Genomic DNA, 18,375 nt, shown 5'->3' with positions numbered 1-18,375 from the left:
GGATGTGCATTCTAAGCATTCCCGATTTTTTGTCAACACTTAATTTTGAATTTCTTGAGAAGAAGTTTCGAACTTAAGTTTCACTTGACGCTAACTCGTTGCTGCTTTGCTTTTCAGCGTAGCTCCCCGTGTCAGTGGGGTCGCATTATAGGGCGATCCGATTTTAGTGCAACCCTTTTTTTCGATCTTTTCGATCGTTCGAACAAACATCAACCAAAACCCACTTTTTAGTATAAAAACCATGCAAAAAAGGACAAATCTTACTATCAGAACTATATTAATTATTGCGAAGTTTAATTAACTCGTTAAGATAGCTAACTCATTTGTTAAATTAATGTTTAACCTTCTTTTAATTGGTATATTTATATGAAGTCTTTTGATCATAAAGTAATTTTGATCACTTTGGTTATTGCAGTAGCGAGCTTTTTCATTGTTGATCTTGCATTAAGCTCTACACAGCTCGACGCTGCTCTTATGCTTGCCGTAGGTATTATCATCGGTAGTGTAGTAAGCCAGTTTTTAAAAAGTGATACACAACAAGAAAAACAATCAAACTTATCAACTACTACATTATATGTAGGCAATCTACCATATCGAGCCAACGAACATGTTGTCCGCGAACTTTTCGAAGAGCAAGGGCAAGTATTTTCAGTTCGTCTACTTAAGGATAAAAACACAGGCAAACGACGTGGTTTTGGTTTTGTTGAGATGTCTAAGCAAGATGCAGAAAAGGCGATTACTCAACTCAATGAGCGTGAATTTCAACAGCGTACATTAAAAGTAAGAGAAGCAAAGCAAAAGCCTGAAGGTGAGATGGATCACTCACCCGCTTAATTAATCTTTATTTAAATTAATTATAGAGATTACTTCTTTACTATCCATTACTGGTGCCGTTGCATAGAAACACACTTCCGATGCACTCGGCACCTTTTCTCCTACTACTATTTGACTTCCCAACAATGACACTGCACGGTTGGCTATTGCTTTGCCTGAATCAACCAGCTCAACATGCTTCTGTAAGCAATTCTTGATATCGTGAGCTATCAAAGGAAAATGTGTACACCCCAACACTAGCCTATCAACAGTGGCTGGAATGTTAAGCCGAGCTATTTCCACGCACAGTGCCTCTTTATCCAACTCATTATGCCAATAAAAGTGCTCAGCGATCCTTACAAGCTCCGTTGAATGCAAAGTTTCAACTTTACAACCTGAGGTAAAATCCATGATGAGCTTATGCGTATATGCATTATTTGACGTTGCCGGTGTTGCTAATAGTGCGATGTGCTTGGTCTTTGAACTAGATGCAGCAGGCTTAACAGCAGGAACCACACCTATAATTGGTATCTGGGTATGTTTTCTGGCTTCTTCTAATGCGTATGTTGAAGCGGTATTACATGCAATAACGATAAGATCAACATTGTCCAAGTATTGCTGTTGCCAACGAATAAGTCCCTTGATACGTGATTTGATTAGCTCTTGAGGCTGAAGGCCATATGGGAGAAAAGCATTGTCCATAACATAACTAAATGAAACCCCCTGCAAACATGCCTTTAAGTGCGACAGCACACTGGTGCCACCGATCCCCGAATCGAAAACCAAAATATGCGACAAACTTCATACCTCAAATCAATGAAGTATGAAGTTTGCCATGAGTCCTCGCGAAAATAAACTGGCTTAGCTTGTTTGTTTTTGCTCTACTTGCTCTTTATTTAGTTCATTCAGTTTACTAAAAAAGCTACTAGCATAATCCAAAAACTCATTTAGTCTCGACTGACCTTCATTCATCCAAGCAAGCAGGTTTGGCAACTCCTTATCGGCATTGAGTCCCTTAGCCTGCTCTTGCATATCTGCTAACTGCTTATTGAGTGGCATAAATGCCTTCTCTAACTCTTTCATTGGATTGCCTTGCTGATATTGAGCAATCGCAGCTGACGTTTTACTTTGTCTTAGATCCATCGTGAAGTTAGTGATCTGATCGGAATTTAAACTAAGCGACTTTGCCAAATCGAAAGCTTCATCGTATTCACCACCGAAAAACGAGTCACTGACATTACGGATATCTTCCATCATATCGTTAATTGCTTGCTGCTCCTCTTCGTTCAACTCACCATTAACCTTAATTGAGAAACTGACTTCGTGAGAGGACTTAGTGCCATATGCCATGCCATAATCATTACCTTTTTGCGCGACACTCGCAGCGGCCCCCTGAGCATACGCATCGGAGAATGAAATAACGACTTCATCCCCTTCAGCTGTAGTAAATGCATATTCAGCCTGATTAGAAAGGCTCGCAAACTGTGCGGCACTGATCGCTAATGCCTTTGGTGACTTTTCTTCAAACAATTCTTTTTCAAAATCATCTAAACCTTTAAAAATCCCTTCTCGTGATTTTTCAATACCATCTTCGATGTCGGAATTGAAAGCGCCCATGCCTTTTAACTCTTCGCTGGCTTCATCAATACCCTGTAGCACGCCCTTACGTGCCCCATCTAGCATAGATTTCAATTCGTCATCATTTTTGCCGTCGACTTTGGCTTTCTTCACTGCACCCTGAACAAAATCGAGTACATTTTTGACAATAGATTCAAAATCAAATAGTGGCTTGTCTTTTTTATCTTGTGTCGGCTTCTCAATCCCCAACGCTTCTGCAAGCTTATCATCAAGAATTTTAGCTGCTAGCTTAGATTTATTCCCCGCATAGCTGTCTGAATTAATTTGGATATTTGGTCCTATCCCTTTGCTCTTTCCAGGCTTATGCTGCATCGCTGGATTGAGCAACTGATTTAATTGCCCGATTTTCATGGTATGCCCTCCAATATATTAGTTAGATTATCGGCATATTTGCGCAAAGCTAAAGTATAATGATTAAAAAAACAGCAAACCAGACGCATCAGTGATGCTAGACTGGACAAATTAGCAACGCTCCCTAAAATAGCGCCTCTTAATTCAACATAGATGGTTTTAGCATGGCAGTAATAAAAATTGATGATTCAGCATACGAGCAACAGTTAGCAGATAAAGCTGAGCGTATCACAACACAATTTGCACAGTTTGATGCGCCTGCACTTGAAGTGTATGAATCTGCAACTCGCCATTACCGCCAGCGCTGTGAATTTAGAGTATGGCATGAGGGTGAAGATCTGTTTCACATCATGTTTGACCAGCAAACAAAAGAAAAGATCCGTGTTGATAGCTTTGATCCTGGTGCGCCGCTTGTCAATGAAATGATGCAGGTGATGATACATCAGCTGAAAGGCAACGAGATATTGCGTCGTAAACTGTTTCAGATCGACTATCTCACGACGCTGAGCGGTGAAGTACTGATCAGCTTACTTTATCACAAGCAGTTAGATGAAGCGTGGCAAACTGCCATGCAGACATTAAGAGCCGAATTGCAACAAACCTATAAAGTTGATTTTATCGGTCGTGCTAGAAAACAAAAGGTTGTGTTTGGCAACGACTATGTAACTGAAAAACTAAGCGTTAACGGTAAAGGATATATTTATCAGCAGGTTGAGAACAGCTTTACGCAACCGAATGCGGAAGTGAATCAGAAAATGCTAGCTTGGGCGCAGTCCATTAGTGAACCGCTAAGCAACGACCTACTAGAGCTTTATTGTGGTAACGGCAACTTTTCAATCGCATTGGCAGGCTCATTCAATAAAGTGCTGGCTACTGAGATCTCTAAATCATCAGTAAAGTCTGCACAATTTAATATTGCAGCAAATAAAGTCGATAACTTAGATATTATTCGCATGTCGAGTGAAGAGTTTACACAAGCCATGAAAGGGCAGAAGTTTTCTCGATTAGATGGTATTGATTTACAGTCCTATGATTGCCAAACGATCCTTGTCGACCCGCCTCGTGCTGGCATGGATGAATTGACTTGTCGCTTAGTCAGCAACTACGACAACATTATTTATATCTCATGTAATCCAGACACGTTAGAGCGTGACTTAGCCTTGTTATGTGAAACACATAAAATCGCACGTATGGCGATTTTCGATCAGTTCCCTTATACCCATCATATTGAATCTGGCGTTTACTTAGTGAGAAAGTGATCTCTAACGATTAACGACTGGCTGCCATCGCTGTGATAAGTGCTGGCAGTTGAGTTTCGCTAAATACTTGAATACCGGATTGCTGTAATAAAGACGCCGTCAGCCCCTGCCCTACTATTTTTTTACCTGTATGACTACCATCGTAAATCAGATTGCTGCCGCAAGACGGACTGGACTCTTTTAACAAGGCAAACTTTATATCGTGCTGAAGGCAAGCCGCTAGCGCTTTTTTAGCACCGAGTTCAAACGCGGAGGTAAAATCATCCCCTTGTTTACTCAAAACTTTACCATCTGTTATTTCAGCCGATGGGCGAGGTGTTGGTAAACCACCAGATACTTCGGGGCATAGCGGTAAGACCCAATTTTTTTGCCGCCAATACTGTAATGTATTGTCTTGAAGGCTTTGTGAAGAGGCGTCATACCTCACCGGATAACCTAATAAACAGCTAGAAACTAAAATTTTAAACATAAAAAAGCCCCGCAATAATTGCAGGGCTAGTCTAATACAAATTAGATTTTATTTCTTTGCTAAATAATTCACCAAAGCAGCAATTTGCTCAGGCTTAGTCGTACCAGACTCACGAAGTAATAGCTTGTATTTACCGTTCACCACGAACATTGGTACCCCTGTTAGCGCGCCTTTATCAGAAAGAGTCTTCTGCATACGTTGCATTTTTGAAGCTTTAGTACGAACAGAGAAACTGGCATAAAGTTTATCAAACTTCTCTTCTTCAACACCTTGCGCAATAAAGATATCTTTTACATCAGCAAGTTCATTGATTTTTGCACGCTTGCCATGGATATGATTAAACATGGCTGCAACTATCTTGTCTTTTTGTGGCAGCACTTCAGCAGTTGCAAGTGCTTGTGCTAACACCTGTTGGATCTCAGGCTCTCTTGGACCGACAAAATCTATATGGCTCTTTTTAAACTTAACGCCCTCGTCCAGCTTTGGTTTAACGTCAACGATTAAATTTTCCATTGCGTTACAGGCTGGACAATAAAAAGAAAAATACTCCATTACCTCAGGCTTTTTCGTGCCACGCTCGGCAATAACTTCATAATGCACACCCTCTTCAAATGGCGCAGCCTGAGCAAGAAGAGGAAGCATTAGTGCAACCGCTAAGCCTTTTAATACTTTCAACATACTAACTTTCTCCAGTCCTTATTTTTTTAATAGATATGCAATCAATTCATCAAGCTGCTCTTGACTCTTGATACCTTTCATTTCGATTCTGTATTTGTCGTTTACGATAAAAGTTGGAACGCCTGTAAGCGCCCCCGCTTCAGAAAACTTTTCTTGTGCTTTAAGCATGTTATTTTCCGCACTCACGACTGGCATGCTCGTTACAGCCTGATCAAACTTTTCAGCAGAAATCCCATTTAACTCCATTAGCGTTTTCAAATCTTTAATGTCTAACAGTTTGTTTCTTTCAACATGAATAGTATTGAAAATCTTCTCAGCAATCACATCCGCTTTGCCTTCTTGCTCGGCAATAATATAGGCATAGCTAAGATTACTCTGCGTCTCTGTAGGAATACCTTGTAGGAAGTTTACATGGCTTTTTTCAAAGCGAGCTTCCTTTGGTAAGTTTTTTTCAATCGCTTTTGCAATTGGTTCAAAGCGGAAACAGTGAGGACAGTAAAAAGAGAAAAACTCGGTAACTTTCTCTGATTTACTCTTTTCGGTTGTTAAGGTTGTGTAGTGCTCACCTTCGGTAAAGTCTGAAGCCATCGCAGCAATGGGCAAAAGTAATGCAATAAGTGCGATTTTTAATTTTTTTAGCATGTTACTCTCTCTAATTTTAAGGAAATAGGCTCAAACTTGGTTCATCTAATGCGGCAAATTGCTCTTTTAACGCTAGGATCTGTTGTTCCCAGTATTTGTCTGTCGCAAACCAAGAAAAGTTCCGTTCGAATGCAGGATCCTGCCAGCGCTGTGCCAACCAAGCCATATAATTCACCATTCTCATGGCACGTAGCGGCTCAATTAACGCAAGCTCTTTTGAATCAAACGGCATAAATTCTTCGTAACCCATAAGTAGGGTGTCTAACTGTACCAATTGCTCGTTGCGGTCGCCATTTAACATCATCCACAAGTCTTGTATTGCAGGGCCTTGCTGACAATCGTCAAGATCCACCAACATCAATTGATCTCTAGACCACAATAAATTTCCAGCATGGCAATCCCCATGAAGCCGAAGTGTTTTGGCAACTTGATACTTTGAGGTTGCTTTGTTAATAACTTGCTCAAGAATAGTAACAAATGGAGTATGTAGATGACTAGGCACTAACTGGCTTTTTAGCAGTGTTTGTTGCGCATCAATTAAAAAACGCTGGGTATTGAGCTGTGGTCTATGCTCGAATGCTCGCTCAGCCGACAGACAATGCAAGCGCCCTAGGTAGCGACCTAAAATTTCTAAGTGATCTAGATTATCGAGCTCAAACTGACGTCCACCAACGCTTGGAAACAACGTATAGCGATAACCTTCATAAAAATGCAGACTACGCCCAGTAATAAGTAAAGGCGCTACAACAGGCACTTCAGCTTCTTTCGCTGCCAGTGCGAATTCATGCTCTTCTAGAATTTGTTCATCCGTCCAACGCGCTGGGCGGTAAAACTTCACCACATAACGTTTGCCGTCCTCAGCACCAAATTGATAAACACGGTTTTCATAGCTGTTTAAGGCCAATAATCCCGTTGTCGGATATATCTCAAGTGCCTCAATCGCATCTAAAATAAGATCCGGTGTCAACGCGTTAAAACTAAAATCGTTCATAATGTTTATAAAAAAGCGAGGTTTTATACCTCGCTTTTACCTTGTTATCTTCCTTTGAAGAAATTGGTCGGCTGCGCCAGCCGTTCTTCAGGATCGTCTTGGTTAATAAGCACAAACTCAAATTCAGTGACTGGCTTTTTCAAATCATATGGATCAATCACAACAGAGAGTGGCACATCTAATGTCGTGCCTGCTGCTAAGTGCACCTCTTGCTTACCGATCACCTGATAATTACTTAGACCTGTTATTGCAATAGAAAATTTCTGCTCAACTTGCGCTTTGTTTATCACTTTCAAGGTATAGGTATTTTCTACCAATCCCTCAATATTGACACGATAAAGCTGATTTCTATCCCGAATGATATCAAGATCCATCGGCTTACGCATCGCAATGTTCGCAACTAATGCACCAGTGATAACAACCAGAATCAATAAATAACCGATTAATTTACCACGTACTGGTTTGGTCTTTTCGCTAGATGATTCTAAATTGCGCTCTGTAGTGTAAGCAATCAATCCACGCGGGTAGTTCATCTTATCCATAACACCATCGCAGGCATCAATACACGCACCACAGTTGATGCATTCATATTGCAAGCCATTACGAATATCGATACCGGTAGGACACACCTGAACGCACAGGTTGCAATCGATACAATCTCCAAGCCCAAGCTCTTTTGGATCTTGTTTGCGTCCTCGAGGACCTCGACTTTCACCTCGTTCGCTATCATAGGCGACGGTAAATGTATCTTTATCAAACATGGCTGATTGGAAACGAGAGTAAGGACAGATGTGTAAACACATGATTTCCCTCATCCAGCCGGCATTACCATAAGTACAAATGGTAAACACGATAATGCTAATGACGGAATAAAAGCCTGCAGAGAAAGTAAGTAAATCAGGGATCAACGAGCGGATTGGGGTAAAGTAACCAACAAAAGTGATTGCGGTATACAGTGAAAAGAGTATCCAGCTACCATGTTTTGCCGTTTTTCGCCAAAACTTGTCAAAATCCATCGCTCTCTGATCTAGTTTTTTCCGTTGGTTTGCCGTTCCTTCAAACTTTTCTTCAAACCAAATAAAGATAAACGTCCAAACGGTTTGCGGGCAGGTGTAGCCGCACCATACCCGGCCATAGAAGGTGGTCACCAAGAACAGAGCAAATGCCGCTATCATCAGAATAAAAGCAAAGATAGTCAGATCTTGTGGCCATAATGTCATGCCAAAAATATTAAACTTCTGCTCAAAAATATCGAACAACACCGCTTGATGACCGTGAAAGTTTAACCAAGGTAAAGCCATAAATGCCAACATACCAATAAAGCCGATACGCCTTCTTAGCAGTTGATGTAGGCCTGACACCGCCCGGACATATATGCGATTGCGAGGATTAAAACGATCGGGCGTAGAGCTATTGAGCGATTTCCCTTCAGTGCCACCTATTGGCTTTTGAATTTTTACTTCAGACGGTATGTTTTTAACCTTGATTCTTTCGTTCTCCATGGAAGCTCCTTAGTGCTTTGGAACGAGATGCACTTGCTACAGTGACCTTAAAAAATACAGGCTAAACTATTGCAATGTGCCCCATGACATAGTTTAGCGCTTACTATTATACGCTTTGAAACTCTATGATTAATAGTAAGTTGAGCTAAAACCCACCATAAATGATGAGAGACTTGTTGCGACCTGACAGACAAGTTTATTACACTAGGAACAAGATTTTTGTTAGCTAGATCAAATCAGCGTCAGATTATGAAAAAATTCTTAGTATTAGCCATTATAGTCGTTGCTCTGTTTACTGTGGATCATCCATTGATTAAAGAGCCAAGAGATAGATTACTCGGTCAAGGCGTTGAAGTACTCAGCGAGTCCAGCAAAGTACAACGCAGTACGGCTGCAAGGATCGCCAGAGCCAATGTCGTAAAAACAATTACCATGACAGATGACGAAAAGCGCTATATTGACGAAGCCCTTGCAACAGATGAAAAAGTAAGGCTTTTCCACCTCAAGTATTGTAAAGAAAACGACTATAACTTGTATTTTTACGGCCCCGATCTCGTCAAAATCTGTGAAATTGCAGAGCAAGCCATTCATGAAGCGAAGGGATTATAATGGACTTTAGTCAATTAAATAAAAAGTCGGCAAAATCCTTTAATGATCAAAAAGCACTCATCAAAAAGCTTAGTCAGGGACGTGTTGTCAATTGCCCCAGCTGTCAGCAACCCATTGCACTCAGTTTAAGCCAATCGACATCAAATCGAGCTGTGGCACAATGCCAACAGGGTTGCACATTTATCGAGTTAGATCTCGCGTAAAGCATTTTTGATTAATCAAATAGTCCGCTATTCACTGCGGCAACTTCGACTAACTCAGCATAAGAAGCGGCAAACTCGTCAGCCAATTGCGCTTGAGTTAGTTGAAACTCGGTCAGTGACTGTCCTACTTTGTCACAGTAAATCGTTAACTGTTGCTCACCAAGTGCAAAAAGCCCCAGTTGTTCTGTGCTCACTTGCAAAGCTTGTTTAATATCGTCGGCGAGCGGACTGGACATCAATTGCTCATAAAAGGGCGTCGCCGCCATTAAAAACCCTTCGGCCCAATTAATTTTTTGCTCAAGTGGTGTTTCACCACTCCAAGGCAATTGAAATTCAGTTTCGTATACCTGCTCAGAAATTTCATGATGTAAAGCCATCAATGCAAATGCAATACTCTCATCTAGTTCGGGATCTGCGTTGGTTAAAGTCTTAAGCCACTTATCTACCTCGATACCGTTTGGGTCTATACAGGTAGCAAATAAATATCCTTGTAAAAAAGCAATATCAATAGAAAGTTTGCGCGCAGAAAAGTAGTTTTCTAAATTCAGCTGATCAGCTGCAGTAAAAGAGAAGTCGTGCATAGTGTTGCCTTGAACTTAGGCGCCGTATCAGCGCCTACAAAAATGCTTTTATATTAATAACTAACCTGAGATTAGATTAATACCAATTAGTCTTAATACTTGCTCAATTTGAAGGAGCAAATCTGACGCTAACTGCGTTAAAAATTTCTCATTTAGAACAACTAAATAGCAAAATTTTCGCCTTGCCTACATGGATGTAGGTACCTTGGCGATAGCAGGACGCGTAAGCGGTGTTATCGACAAGATTTTCTCGCCTCAAAATAGGTCACTTAATTAAGCAAATTGGTATAACTAAAGTCTGATATGACAGAAGTATATTATAAATTTACTGGGTAGCGACCTTCGCCATCCGGTCTCCCCAAAAACTTAACCGCATCGTGTACTTCTTTTGGTAGACTTGCATCTGGCTTGATATTACCAGACACGCGAAACTGGAAATTGGCAGCTAGTGTCGCATCAGCCTGTAAGCCCAGACGATTTTCAGGGTCTACAACCACGGCAATATCTCCTGATTTACAATCGAGCTGACCACTAAGGTCTCCGATACTAAACCAGCCATTCATGCCTTTAACATCAATATTTGGACTACTTATCTCACCATTTAGTCCTTCGCAATACGGTGCACCACTTTGATACTCCTTCACATTGACGATAACGCGCCCTTTGGCATCAACCGGCAATGGCAGAGTTACTTGATCCATAGCCTGCTCAACACTGAAACGAAGTGAGGCATTATTTACCATCACGGATTTACTTACTAAATTCGATGAGAAATTAGCTTTTCCTGAGATCTCATTTTTATCTCTCGCATTACCAAACTGTACATTGCCTGCCAACTCACCGAGTAGTAATGACGACGGTTCAAGCTCCCACTTAACCTGATTCAATTGAATGTTATTGAATCTCACACCGCTCACTTGACCATGCCAAACAGAACCATTTACTGCGCCTAGCTGCAAATTAGCTGGCAATTGGCCTTTAAAAACTTGCAGCAACACCGCAGCTGGCATAGTAAAAGCACTAAAAATAATAAATGCGAGTAAAAATATAATGAGTAGAGATAGTGTTTTTTTCATAATTATTTCTCTAAAACCAAGCGACTAACACGCACAAAGCCAGGTAAATTCCCTTGTGTAAGGTCTAGGTTTTCTACTTTTACTCCATGCTTATTTGTCAGTTCATCTATCCAAGCAACAAGTTTATTAAATTCCACATCATCGATGGTTAAACGCAAGCTTTCGCCACTAGGTTGCATTTTGCTGATATCAATTTGAAAACGGCCACGGGTGTTATTGACTATCTGGCTGATATTACCGCCGCTGATCACCTGTGCGGGACTGCTAGATTTCAGCTTACTCACGCTTTGACCAACCCAATTTACGAGTTCGTGATTACGTTTTAGCTTAGCTTCGGCATCGCTGACAGCCTGATTCAAAGGTTTGAATATACCCATTATTAGAACAAAAACGATAAAAATAACGCTAGCAACAATCAACAGTTTTTGTTCTTGCTCTTTTAAACCACGCCAATAGTTCACTACTTGCTGCTTCATGCTGCACCTCGAATGCGAATTTCACCCACCACAAAGTCACCATCATTGTTCAGGGCGCCCTGTTCAACACTTACACCGCGTTGCTCTAAAATTGCTTTGACCTGACCAAATACCTGAAACTCTTTTGCGCGTGCTCGAATTCTAAGCTCATTCCTACGTTTATCATAACGCAGCGTTTCAGGAGCGAAAGCATCGATCTCTTCATAAATGGCCACAAAGTGATTAGTTAATTCGAGCAAACCACCTTGTTCCGTGCCAGATAACGCATCAAGCTCATTTTGGATCTGTTTTTTCAATAAGTGCGGACGCACTACTTTATTTGGAAATGCCTGTTGATACATAGCGACCGCTTGGGTTTCTAGCTGATTAGCTTGATGACTTATCACATACAGTTGAGTGCCTTTAATTGCGATAAAGCTCACTACTGCCACGCTCGCCGCTATTAGGCCACTGCGCCAGTCACGCCACCATTGCGGCTGCTTTTTCTTCGCAGCAAATCGACCTTGACGCAAATTAAAATCAATATTTGATAGTGATTTCGCGAAGATGGCTAAAGGTAAATCGTAATCTTGTTGTTGCGCAGTAAGCGTTATCGTTTCTGAGAAATCGCTTGCCGGGCTAAAATGCGCCAGCTGCTTAACACCCGCAATGGTGAGGTACTCGTTAACCCAGCTAAGTTCAGCAGTGCCAACTTGCCAAGCATTGTGTTTGAATAGCCATTGCTGACCTAACTGCACGGCACTAGTCATCTCTTCATGAAGCGGCAAACATAAGGCGTCCGGTAGCGCTTTACTTACACTGATCCCAGCATCATCGAAGGCACTAAACCAGCTTTGTAGCCAACTGCTATCACAAATCGCAACATCGATAGTATGTGTGTCGGCTTTCATGCCCGGTTTACCAATTGCGATAAATAGCGCATCGATGTCGGTTGCAACATGTTCCTCAAGCATAAACGGTAAGGCTTGCTCTAGTTTCCTATTCCATTTTGCTGGTAATTCTAGCGTGCGTAACTGCACCGCAGTCGCTGGTAGTAACAAAACAACCGGTCTCGTTTGCGCTTTTTCGGCAAGGCTACCAAGCTGTTCACTCCCTTCTAGTTCACCACTGGCAATAATTTGTTGTTGTTCTGTTGACCACACTAACCAGTGTATTGTCGCCTGGTGTGACTGATCCACACGGATCAATAATTGTTCTGTCACTCTACGCCTCCAAATTTACGAGCAAGCACGTACGCTTTACCATCTTTTGTTTCTATAATTGATGTGAGAGAAAAGCGTCGCTCATCAAACACAGCTGTTGCTCGCAACTGAAAATAATTGCTGTTAATCGTAAAAGTTTTGGAAGTCTTGTTAGGGTCTTTGACCCCTTGATTCGCGACTTCCGTGTAAAATTCATTAATATCGGTAAAACCTTTTTTTGGTCTTGCAGAAATAATAGCTTCAGCACCTGACTTCGATAAACCAGGTATAAGCGCACTGAGTAGAAGCGCTTGTTCTGGCAATATCGTATTGACGTTTACCGCAAGCTCCTCACTTCCGGGGATCACGCAAACATAAGGCTTAATCTTTTCCATCACCAGCGGATTAAAGCCCTTAATCACGCGTAGCTCACTGACAGACGCCATCAAATTATTAGCCGTTAAATAAGGCGTCTGATTAGACATATACTCGTCTTCTTCTGCCCCTGAGCGGTAAGTAATGCTATCTTCATCAAGCCAATCGTAGACACTATCAGCAAGGGCTTCCTCGCTTTCGTTACTCGGCAAATCCTCAATATTCTTCAAAAGTTCCAATAGCGCAGCATGGGCTAGGTTTGTATTCTTTCCACCAATCTGCTGACCACCTTGGTCATTTCCATTTGTTTGTGACTTTGCTCTCAAGGCATTCAGGTTTAGGCATGCCTGTAAGTCTGTAACTTTACCACTCAACGTACCATGGTCAACGGGGTAAGGCACTTCTTCACGAGCCCAAGGCTGGTCTAGATTAACGGTATCAGGATCATCTTTTTTCGCTTGTATCAACGCTCTTTTGACTAATTCCTCAGCACCATAGCTATACCACTTGGCTTGTTGCTGAGTTTGAATATTCGAAGCCTTTTGTACCTGCACCATTAAACTACTCGCCATTTCAGCGGCAATTGTCGCTGCCAATGCAACGATGAAAAGTACGATAACAAGCGCCGCACCTTGCTGCTTCATGGCTGTTGCCCCTTATCATCTGCGACACCACTGCCTGGCGTCAAAAATAAACGGCTTATTGGATCCGAGTCTTTTCTTTGCAACGTCACTTTAATCGCTTTAGGTAACGATTTCGACTTCCAATCAGCTTGCCATTTTAGTTTGTCGTCCAAAAACTCAAACTTTAATTCTTCGACATCTTCCAAGATGACCTGCGCGCGGGGTTCTGTTCCATCAAGCTGGTCAACATATACTCGATAAATACGCTCCAGTTTGTCATCGATAACACGATAACCGACAGCCTGCAGTTCAGAACGTGGCAATAAACTAATAGGGTTAGTCCAACCATCACGAACAAAAGCGATACCATCATATTGGCTCTCGAGTTCATAACGGCCATGGATGATATAAGTTGGGCTAAAATCCCCTGCTTCATTTCTGACTTCTCGCTTAGTGATCTGATTAAAATCCTGATCCATCAAGCGGAAAGTCGTTTGTAGACCTTCAATTTCGGCAATTTTTTCCGCTGAAGCCGCTTGGGCCTTCAACGTTGAATCTAAAATTTGATGAGTCGCCGTCACCACCACCGCTAAAATAGCCAGTGCCAACAATACTTCTATTAGCGTGAAACCACGCTGAGGTGTATGCACTGTCACTACTTACTCCGGTACATAAAAGTGGTGATGTCATACACTGAGTTTTTGAGTTCAGGTTCGCGGAAAACGTGCACGGTGAGCTTTACAAAGCTAGGATCTGCGGTTTGTTGGATATGCTGTTGCCAATACCAAGTGACCCCAGCCATTTCCTCTTCGCCTTTGTTACCATTCTTCCCATGCCAGTCATCGCCTTGCGCACGCAAAAATACCAAACGATTTTCTGCCACCCACGACGCATAGGTCTGCTCTTCAAGCGAGCTGATATGATTTATATGTTCGCTTGTCGCTTGCATTGCAGCAATACCAGCGACAGCACAAATACTTAGCGCAACCATGACTTCAAGTAAGGTAAAGCCTAAGCCTTTTCTAGCGTTCATTCTTCAGGTTCCCGCTTCAGCCCTACCGGCGCCATAAATTCGCCTTCGACAAAATATATTGGCTCTTGCAGTTCTTTATTTTCCACACTTAATCTAAATGCGCTGACTTCACCGGAAGATAAAATAAGTACTTCCGGGATCTTGAGCTTTTTAAGTTCAAGTAAATTGTCGTCGTCGCCGCCACTCATCAACTCTCGCCAATTTGCTTGCTCAAGTAAGTTATCTTGAGACCACGGCAGATCTTCTAAGATCAATTCCACTTTGTACTGCTCAGGCAGCTCAATAGGTTTGTAGATATCGTCGGCTTCGAAAGTTCGCCACTTCTCACCGTCAAAAACCAAAAACTCAATCACACCTTTATCTAAGTGAAAACCAAGTTCAACCTGATTTAGTACTGCAAATTCTGACGCAAGATTAATCGTCCCCTGCACACGCATAGCCATGGTTTCGAGCTCTTCCTCATCACTATCACTGACGGTATAAGTAATGAGGTTTACTGAAAAAGCAATGATCACCAAGACAATAAGGACTTCAAGTAAACTGAAGCCCTTTACCTTAGCTAATGCCGGTTTGTGCAGAGGTGCTAACATAGATTAACGTTCGTCTTCCGTATCCCAGTTACCGATATCATCATCAGTGCCAACTTCGCCATCCGGACCCATTGAAAAGATATCGATTTGGCTCATTTCGCCAGGACTTACTAATTGGTAAGGATTACCCCATGGATCTTCTGGAAGCTTAGAAATAAAGCCACCTTCAGGGAAACGTTTTGGTACCGGGTCAATATTGGTTTGCGTCACCAAAGCTTCCAAACCTTGCTCTGTGGTTGGATAGCGTTTGTTTTTTAGTTTGTACATCTTCATTGCGTCTTCAATCTGACGAATATCTAGACGTGCCTTTTCTTTTGCTGCTTCTTCTTGTTGACCCATCACGTTAGGCGCAACGATAGATAAGATCATACCGATGATAACAAGTACCACCATCACTTCTAGTAGTGAGAAACCTGATTGTTTTTTCACAATGTTTACCTCAATGCTGTTATTGATGACCATGCAAAAACATGCGATGGCCTTTCCTTTTTGACTACAATCCTACGGCTTTGTTCATCGCCATAATAGGCTGAAGAATCGCCATAACTATAAACAGTACAATAATTGCCATCGTCGCTATCATCGCAGGTTCTAGCAACTTCAGCGAGACATTTACCATACTTTCAAATTCTCTTTCTTGGTTATTCGCTGCACGTTCAAGCATCTGTTCTAATTCACCCGACTTTTCACCGCTGGCAATCATGTGCAGCATCATAGGTGGGAACATTTTAGTCTGCTGCAACGACGCTCTAAGGCTTGCACCTTCACTCACCCGAGTCGCGGCTTCTGCAACGGAGGCTTTGATTTTTTCGTTCTCAAGTACTTGACCTGAGATTTTCATGCCCTCAAGTAGCGGAACCGAACTCGATGAGAGAATACTTAAGGTACGCGCAAATCGTGCAGTATTGACGCTGCGAGTTACCTTTCCAAGACCCGGTAAACTCAGCAGCTTGCTATCATACCAAAAACGGATCTTAGGTTTTTGTAATGCTTTTTTAATCGCGTAGGTGCCAATGACAACCACTGCCAACGTGATCATCCAGTAGTTTTGTACAAAATTACTGGCAGCCATAACCCACTCGGTTGTCCAAGGCAGTGCTTGCTTAGACTTCTCAAAGGTCTTCAAGATCTTTGGTACTACCGTTCCCAATAGAATGGAAACAATCGCGATAGCAAAGATAACCAAAATAATGGGATACACCATCGCTTGCGTAATTTGGCTACGCATATGTTGGCGCTGTTCAGTGTAATCGGCCAAGCGATTTAGTACTTCATCTAAGTGCCCTGACTTTTCTCCAGCGGCAACCATTGAGCGGTACAAGTGATCAAATACGTGAGGAAACTCCGACATACCATCTGCAAGTGTATAACCTTCAACGACTTTTGATCTTACCGCCATCAGCATACGCTTTAATCTTGGCTTTTCACATTGCTCAGCCACAGCCATCACCGCAGCCTCAACAGGTAAAGAAGATTGGATCAAGGTCGCCAACTGGCGCGTGATCAAGGCAAGGTCTGATACCGAGGGACGGTAGCCTTTAAAAAGCGTAAAACCACCACTACTTTGGTTTTTATCTTTCTCAGCAGCAGGCAAAACTTCAAGTGGCATCATGGCTTTTTCTCTCAGCATTTGCCTAACTTGCTTCGCCGTATCCGCCTCTAAAATTCCTTTCTTCTCTTTGCCTTTACCATCTAAGGCGCGGTATTCAAACGCTGCCATTAGCCTTCCTCACGCGTTACACGCATTACTTCTTCTAAGGTTGTTTGGCCAGCAAGTACTCGCGAACAGCCATCTTGTCGGATGCTTGGCGTACGCTTACGAATATACTTTTCTACCGCTTGCTCACCTTTACCGTTATGAATAAGTTCACGGATAGGCTCATCAACGATGAGAAGCTCATGAATACCTGTACGGCCTTTGTAACCATTGAAGTTACACTCTTCACAGCCGACTGCACGGAATATTTGCGTGCCACTGTCTTTAGCCACACCCAATAGTTCACATTCTCGTTCATCCGCCAAATGCGCTTCTTTACAGTTAGGGCAAAGCGTTCTTACCAATCGCTGTGACAACACGCCTAGCAGTGATGAACTCAAAAGAAACGGCTCAACCCCCATGTCTTCCATACGCGTGATAGCACCGGCGGCCGTATTCGTGTGTAGTGTGGATAATACCAAGTGGCCGGTCAAAGATGCTTGAACACCAATTTGCGCGGTTTCTAAATCTCGGATCTCACCAACCATCACTACATCGGGATCTTGACGTAGGATCGCACGTAAACCTCGAGCGAATGTCATATCCACTTTTGGATTTACTTGTGTTTGGCCAATGCCTGGGATCTCATATTCAATCGGATCTTCAACCGTTAAAATATTACGATCCCTAGAATTGATTTGTGTCATGCCGGCGTACAAGGTCGTACTCTTACCTGAGCCCGTTGGACCGGTAACCAGTATGATGCCGTGAGGCTTGGCAATGATCTCTGCAAACGCATCGCGGTTTGCTTGGGTCATGCCCAAATCTTCAAGATCTAATCGCGCATTATTTTTGTCTAGTAGACGCAGTACCACGCGCTCACCAAAGCTTGATGGCATCGTTGATACACGTACATCTACAGCACGTCCCGCGATCCGCAAACTGATACGGCCATCTTGCGGTACACGTTTTTCTGCGATGTCGAGCTTAGCCATTACTTTGATACGAGACACTAACAATGAAGACAGTTTCCGGTTTGGCTTCAATACTTCTTTCAGTACACCATCAACCCTAAAGCGAATAACCAGTTCTTGCTCGAAGGTTTCGATATGGATATCTGATGCGCCTTCTTTTATCGCTTCACTCAACATGGCGTTAATGAGCTTGATGATAGGCGCATCATCATCCGCAGCAAGCAGATCTTCTGTTTGTGGCAATTCTTCAGCAAGCGAGAACAAATCCATCTCATTGCCGATGTCTTCCATCATCTGTTGTGTTTCAGAGCTGTCTCTTTGATAAGACGCTTCAAGCATATGCTCAAAGCGGTCTTCATCTAATGCTTCAAGATGTAATGTTTTACCTGCAACGCGGCGTACTTCCATCAGCGTTTCAAGATCAAGCGTGCCTTTGTGAAAAAGCTTAGCCTGATCGCCATCTGGGCTGAGTAACACCCCCTTTCGACGTGCAAACGAAAACGGTAAACGCAATGAAATCGTTGGTACGACAGGCATGTCAGCCACTTCACCTACTATTGGCTCAGCGCTTTGCAGCTGCGCAGCCATCTCTTCAGCCTCAGCTCCTAGATCTGG

General features: G+C 42.5%; 22 protein-coding genes. 4 read left to right on the top strand and 18 right to left on the bottom strand.

Translation table 11 applies throughout. The features are described 5' to 3' along the window. Window positions 1-366: 366 nt before the first annotated feature. Entirely contained in the window at window positions 367-834 is a 468-nt protein-coding gene (locus tag EXT48_RS01725; RefSeq protein ID WP_045988290.1) for an RNA-binding protein, read from the top strand. Here EXT48_RS01725 and murI read toward each other — a convergent pair whose 3' ends face one another. Both murI and EXT48_RS01715 read right to left on the bottom strand, forming a co-directional pair. Continuing rightward, window positions 835-1,611, bottom strand: a complete 777-nt coding sequence (gene murI / locus EXT48_RS01720) for a glutamate racemase (RefSeq protein ID WP_130163417.1) — start codon at window positions 1,609-1,611, stop codon at window positions 835-837. A gap of 63 nt (window positions 1,612-1,674) precedes the next feature. Then, entirely contained in the window at window positions 1,675-2,802 is a 1,128-nt protein-coding gene (locus tag EXT48_RS01715) for a DUF5610 domain-containing protein (RefSeq protein ID WP_010378547.1), read from the bottom strand. A 164-nt stretch (window positions 2,803-2,966) separates the two neighbouring features. On the opposite strand from EXT48_RS01715, the gene trmA reads away from it, so the two are divergent. After that, entirely contained in the window at window positions 2,967-4,061 is a 1,095-nt protein-coding gene (gene trmA / locus EXT48_RS01710) for a tRNA (uridine(54)-C5)-methyltransferase TrmA (RefSeq protein ID WP_130163416.1), read from the top strand. A 10-nt stretch (window positions 4,062-4,071) separates the two neighbouring features. On the opposite strand, the gene EXT48_RS01705 is transcribed toward trmA, so the two are convergent. Genes EXT48_RS01705 through ccoG form a run of 5 tightly spaced genes read right to left on the bottom strand, consistent with a single transcriptional unit; the run spans window position 4,072 to window position 8,343 of the window. Beyond that, complete coding sequence (locus EXT48_RS01705) at window positions 4,072-4,530, bottom strand: DUF523 domain-containing protein (protein WP_130163415.1); 459 nt, start codon at window positions 4,528-4,530, stop codon at window positions 4,072-4,074. 48 nt (window positions 4,531-4,578) lie between these two features. Further along, entirely contained in the window at window positions 4,579-5,208 is a 630-nt protein-coding gene (locus EXT48_RS01700; protein ID WP_010604382.1) for a thiol:disulfide interchange protein DsbA/DsbL, read from the bottom strand. 18 nt (window positions 5,209-5,226) lie between these two features. Further along, window positions 5,227-5,850, bottom strand: coding sequence for a thiol:disulfide interchange protein DsbA/DsbL (locus tag EXT48_RS01695; protein ID WP_130163414.1), 624 nt, complete (start codon window positions 5,848-5,850; stop codon window positions 5,227-5,229). A gap of 16 nt (window positions 5,851-5,866) precedes the next feature. Further along, window positions 5,867-6,841 (bottom strand): serine/threonine protein kinase, encoded by a 975-nt coding sequence (locus EXT48_RS01690; RefSeq protein WP_130163413.1) that lies wholly within the window; start codon window positions 6,839-6,841, stop codon window positions 5,867-5,869. 44 nt (window positions 6,842-6,885) lie between these two features. After that, window positions 6,886-8,343 (bottom strand): cytochrome c oxidase accessory protein CcoG, encoded by a 1,458-nt coding sequence (ccoG, locus tag EXT48_RS01685; RefSeq protein WP_130163412.1) that lies wholly within the window; start codon window positions 8,341-8,343, stop codon window positions 6,886-6,888. A gap of 249 nt (window positions 8,344-8,592) precedes the next feature. Between ccoG and EXT48_RS01680 the strand changes: the two genes are divergently transcribed. Together EXT48_RS01680 and EXT48_RS01675 are read left to right on the top strand one after the other, a co-directional pair. Further along, the gene (locus tag EXT48_RS01680) at window positions 8,593-8,952 is read left to right on the top strand and encodes a hypothetical protein (RefSeq protein ID WP_223193819.1); all 360 of its coding nucleotides are present in this window, start codon (window positions 8,593-8,595) and stop codon (window positions 8,950-8,952) included. Beyond that, a complete protein-coding gene (locus EXT48_RS01675) occupies window positions 8,952-9,155 on the top strand; it encodes a hypothetical protein (protein WP_010604378.1) in 204 nt (67 codons plus the stop codon). Before EXT48_RS01680 ends, EXT48_RS01675 begins: the two co-directional genes overlap by 1 nt. Window positions 9,156-9,166: 11 nt before the next feature. On the opposite strand, the gene EXT48_RS01670 is transcribed toward EXT48_RS01675, so the two are convergent. The 11 genes from EXT48_RS01670 to gspE form a co-directional block, all read right to left on the bottom strand. After that, the gene (locus tag EXT48_RS01670; RefSeq protein WP_039490920.1) at window positions 9,167-9,736 is read right to left on the bottom strand and encodes a UPF0149 family protein; all 570 of its coding nucleotides are present in this window, start codon (window positions 9,734-9,736) and stop codon (window positions 9,167-9,169) included. Between the two features lie 317 nt (window positions 9,737-10,053). Beyond that, the gene (locus EXT48_RS01665) at window positions 10,054-10,812 is read right to left on the bottom strand and encodes a type II secretion system protein N (protein ID WP_045988281.1); all 759 of its coding nucleotides are present in this window, start codon (window positions 10,810-10,812) and stop codon (window positions 10,054-10,056) included. A 2-nt stretch (window positions 10,813-10,814) separates the two neighbouring features. Continuing rightward, window positions 10,815-11,288 (bottom strand): type II secretion system protein GspM, encoded by a 474-nt coding sequence (gspM, locus tag EXT48_RS01660; RefSeq protein WP_130163411.1) that lies wholly within the window; start codon window positions 11,286-11,288, stop codon window positions 10,815-10,817. After that, complete coding sequence (gene gspL, locus EXT48_RS01655; RefSeq protein ID WP_130163410.1) at window positions 11,285-12,490, bottom strand: type II secretion system protein GspL; 1,206 nt, start codon at window positions 12,488-12,490, stop codon at window positions 11,285-11,287. The genes gspM and gspL overlap by 4 nt, the downstream gene beginning before the upstream one ends. Beyond that, a complete protein-coding gene (gene gspK / locus EXT48_RS01650) occupies window positions 12,487-13,488 on the bottom strand; it encodes a type II secretion system minor pseudopilin GspK (protein ID WP_130163409.1) in 1,002 nt (333 codons plus the stop codon). Before gspK ends, gspL begins: the two co-directional genes overlap by 4 nt. Beyond that, window positions 13,485-14,123 (bottom strand): type II secretion system minor pseudopilin GspJ, encoded by a 639-nt coding sequence (gene gspJ / locus EXT48_RS01645; RefSeq protein ID WP_039490911.1) that lies wholly within the window; start codon window positions 14,121-14,123, stop codon window positions 13,485-13,487. The genes gspK and gspJ overlap by 4 nt, the downstream gene beginning before the upstream one ends. Continuing rightward, on the bottom strand, window positions 14,123-14,500 hold the full coding sequence (gene gspI, locus EXT48_RS01640; protein ID WP_130163408.1) for a type II secretion system minor pseudopilin GspI: 378 nt from the start codon (window positions 14,498-14,500) through the stop codon (window positions 14,123-14,125). Before gspI ends, gspJ begins: the two co-directional genes overlap by 1 nt. Then, entirely contained in the window at window positions 14,497-15,090 is a 594-nt protein-coding gene (locus EXT48_RS01635) for a prepilin-type N-terminal cleavage/methylation domain-containing protein (protein ID WP_130163407.1), read from the bottom strand. The genes gspI and EXT48_RS01635 overlap by 4 nt, the downstream gene beginning before the upstream one ends. Window positions 15,091-15,093: 3 nt before the next feature. Next, entirely contained in the window at window positions 15,094-15,519 is a 426-nt protein-coding gene (gene gspG, locus EXT48_RS01630) for a type II secretion system major pseudopilin GspG (RefSeq protein ID WP_026001105.1), read from the bottom strand. 64 nt (window positions 15,520-15,583) lie between these two features. Continuing rightward, a complete protein-coding gene (gene gspF, locus EXT48_RS01625; protein ID WP_010378505.1) occupies window positions 15,584-16,810 on the bottom strand; it encodes a type II secretion system inner membrane protein GspF in 1,227 nt (408 codons plus the stop codon). After that, window positions 16,810-18,348: a type II secretion system ATPase GspE gene (gene gspE / locus EXT48_RS01620; RefSeq protein WP_275446694.1), complete on the bottom strand. Its 1,539-nt coding sequence runs from the start codon at window positions 18,346-18,348 to the stop codon at window positions 16,810-16,812. The genes gspF and gspE overlap by 1 nt, the downstream gene beginning before the upstream one ends. Between the last annotated feature and the right edge of the window lie 27 nt (window positions 18,349-18,375).

The organism is Pseudoalteromonas sp. CO348 (assembly GCF_004208845.1).
GTDB lineage: Bacteria > Pseudomonadota > Gammaproteobacteria > Enterobacterales > Alteromonadaceae > Pseudoalteromonas > Pseudoalteromonas maricaloris.
Note: the sequence above shows the minus strand (reverse complement) of the source record. Positions and strands in the feature narration are given on the sequence as shown.

What these genes read in the sequence shown, in the direction of transcription:
- EXT48_RS01725 (WP_045988290.1), top strand. Translation starts at nt 367, where the DNA reads ATGAAGTCTTTTGATCATAAAGTAATTTTGATCACTTTGGTTATTGCA.
- EXT48_RS01715 (WP_010378547.1), bottom strand. Translation starts at nt 2,802, where the DNA reads ATGAAAATCGGGCAATTAAATCAGTTGCTCAATCCAGCGATGCAGCAT.
- trmA (WP_130163416.1), top strand. Translation starts at nt 2,967, where the DNA reads ATGGCAGTAATAAAAATTGATGATTCAGCATACGAGCAACAGTTAGCA.
- EXT48_RS01705 (WP_130163415.1), bottom strand. Translation starts at nt 4,530, where the DNA reads ATGTTTAAAATTTTAGTTTCTAGCTGTTTATTAGGTTATCCGGTGAGG.
- EXT48_RS01700 (WP_010604382.1), bottom strand. Translation starts at nt 5,208, where the DNA reads ATGTTGAAAGTATTAAAAGGCTTAGCGGTTGCACTAATGCTTCCTCTT.
- EXT48_RS01695 (WP_130163414.1), bottom strand. Translation starts at nt 5,850, where the DNA reads ATGCTAAAAAAATTAAAAATCGCACTTATTGCATTACTTTTGCCCATT.
- EXT48_RS01690 (WP_130163413.1), bottom strand. Translation starts at nt 6,841, where the DNA reads ATGAACGATTTTAGTTTTAACGCGTTGACACCGGATCTTATTTTAGAT.
- ccoG (WP_130163412.1), bottom strand. Translation starts at nt 8,343, where the DNA reads ATGGAGAACGAAAGAATCAAGGTTAAAAACATACCGTCTGAAGTAAAA.
- EXT48_RS01680 (WP_223193819.1), top strand. Translation starts at nt 8,593, where the DNA reads ATGAAAAAATTCTTAGTATTAGCCATTATAGTCGTTGCTCTGTTTACT.
- EXT48_RS01675 (WP_010604378.1), top strand. Translation starts at nt 8,952, where the DNA reads ATGGACTTTAGTCAATTAAATAAAAAGTCGGCAAAATCCTTTAATGAT.
- EXT48_RS01670 (WP_039490920.1), bottom strand. Translation starts at nt 9,736, where the DNA reads ATGCACGACTTCTCTTTTACTGCAGCTGATCAGCTGAATTTAGAAAAC.
- EXT48_RS01665 (WP_045988281.1), bottom strand. Translation starts at nt 10,812, where the DNA reads ATGAAAAAAACACTATCTCTACTCATTATATTTTTACTCGCATTTATT.
- gspM (WP_130163411.1), bottom strand. Translation starts at nt 11,288, where the DNA reads ATGAAGCAGCAAGTAGTGAACTATTGGCGTGGTTTAAAAGAGCAAGAA.
- gspK (WP_130163409.1), bottom strand. Translation starts at nt 13,488, where the DNA reads ATGAAGCAGCAAGGTGCGGCGCTTGTTATCGTACTTTTCATCGTTGCA.
- gspI (WP_130163408.1), bottom strand. Translation starts at nt 14,500, where the DNA reads ATGAACGCTAGAAAAGGCTTAGGCTTTACCTTACTTGAAGTCATGGTT.
- EXT48_RS01635 (WP_130163407.1), bottom strand. Translation starts at nt 15,090, where the DNA reads ATGTTAGCACCTCTGCACAAACCGGCATTAGCTAAGGTAAAGGGCTTC.
- gspF (WP_010378505.1), bottom strand. Translation starts at nt 16,810, where the DNA reads ATGGCAGCGTTTGAATACCGCGCCTTAGATGGTAAAGGCAAAGAGAAG.
- gspE (WP_275446694.1), bottom strand. Translation starts at nt 18,348, where the DNA reads ATGGCTGCGCAGCTGCAAAGCGCTGAGCCAATAGTAGGTGAAGTGGCT.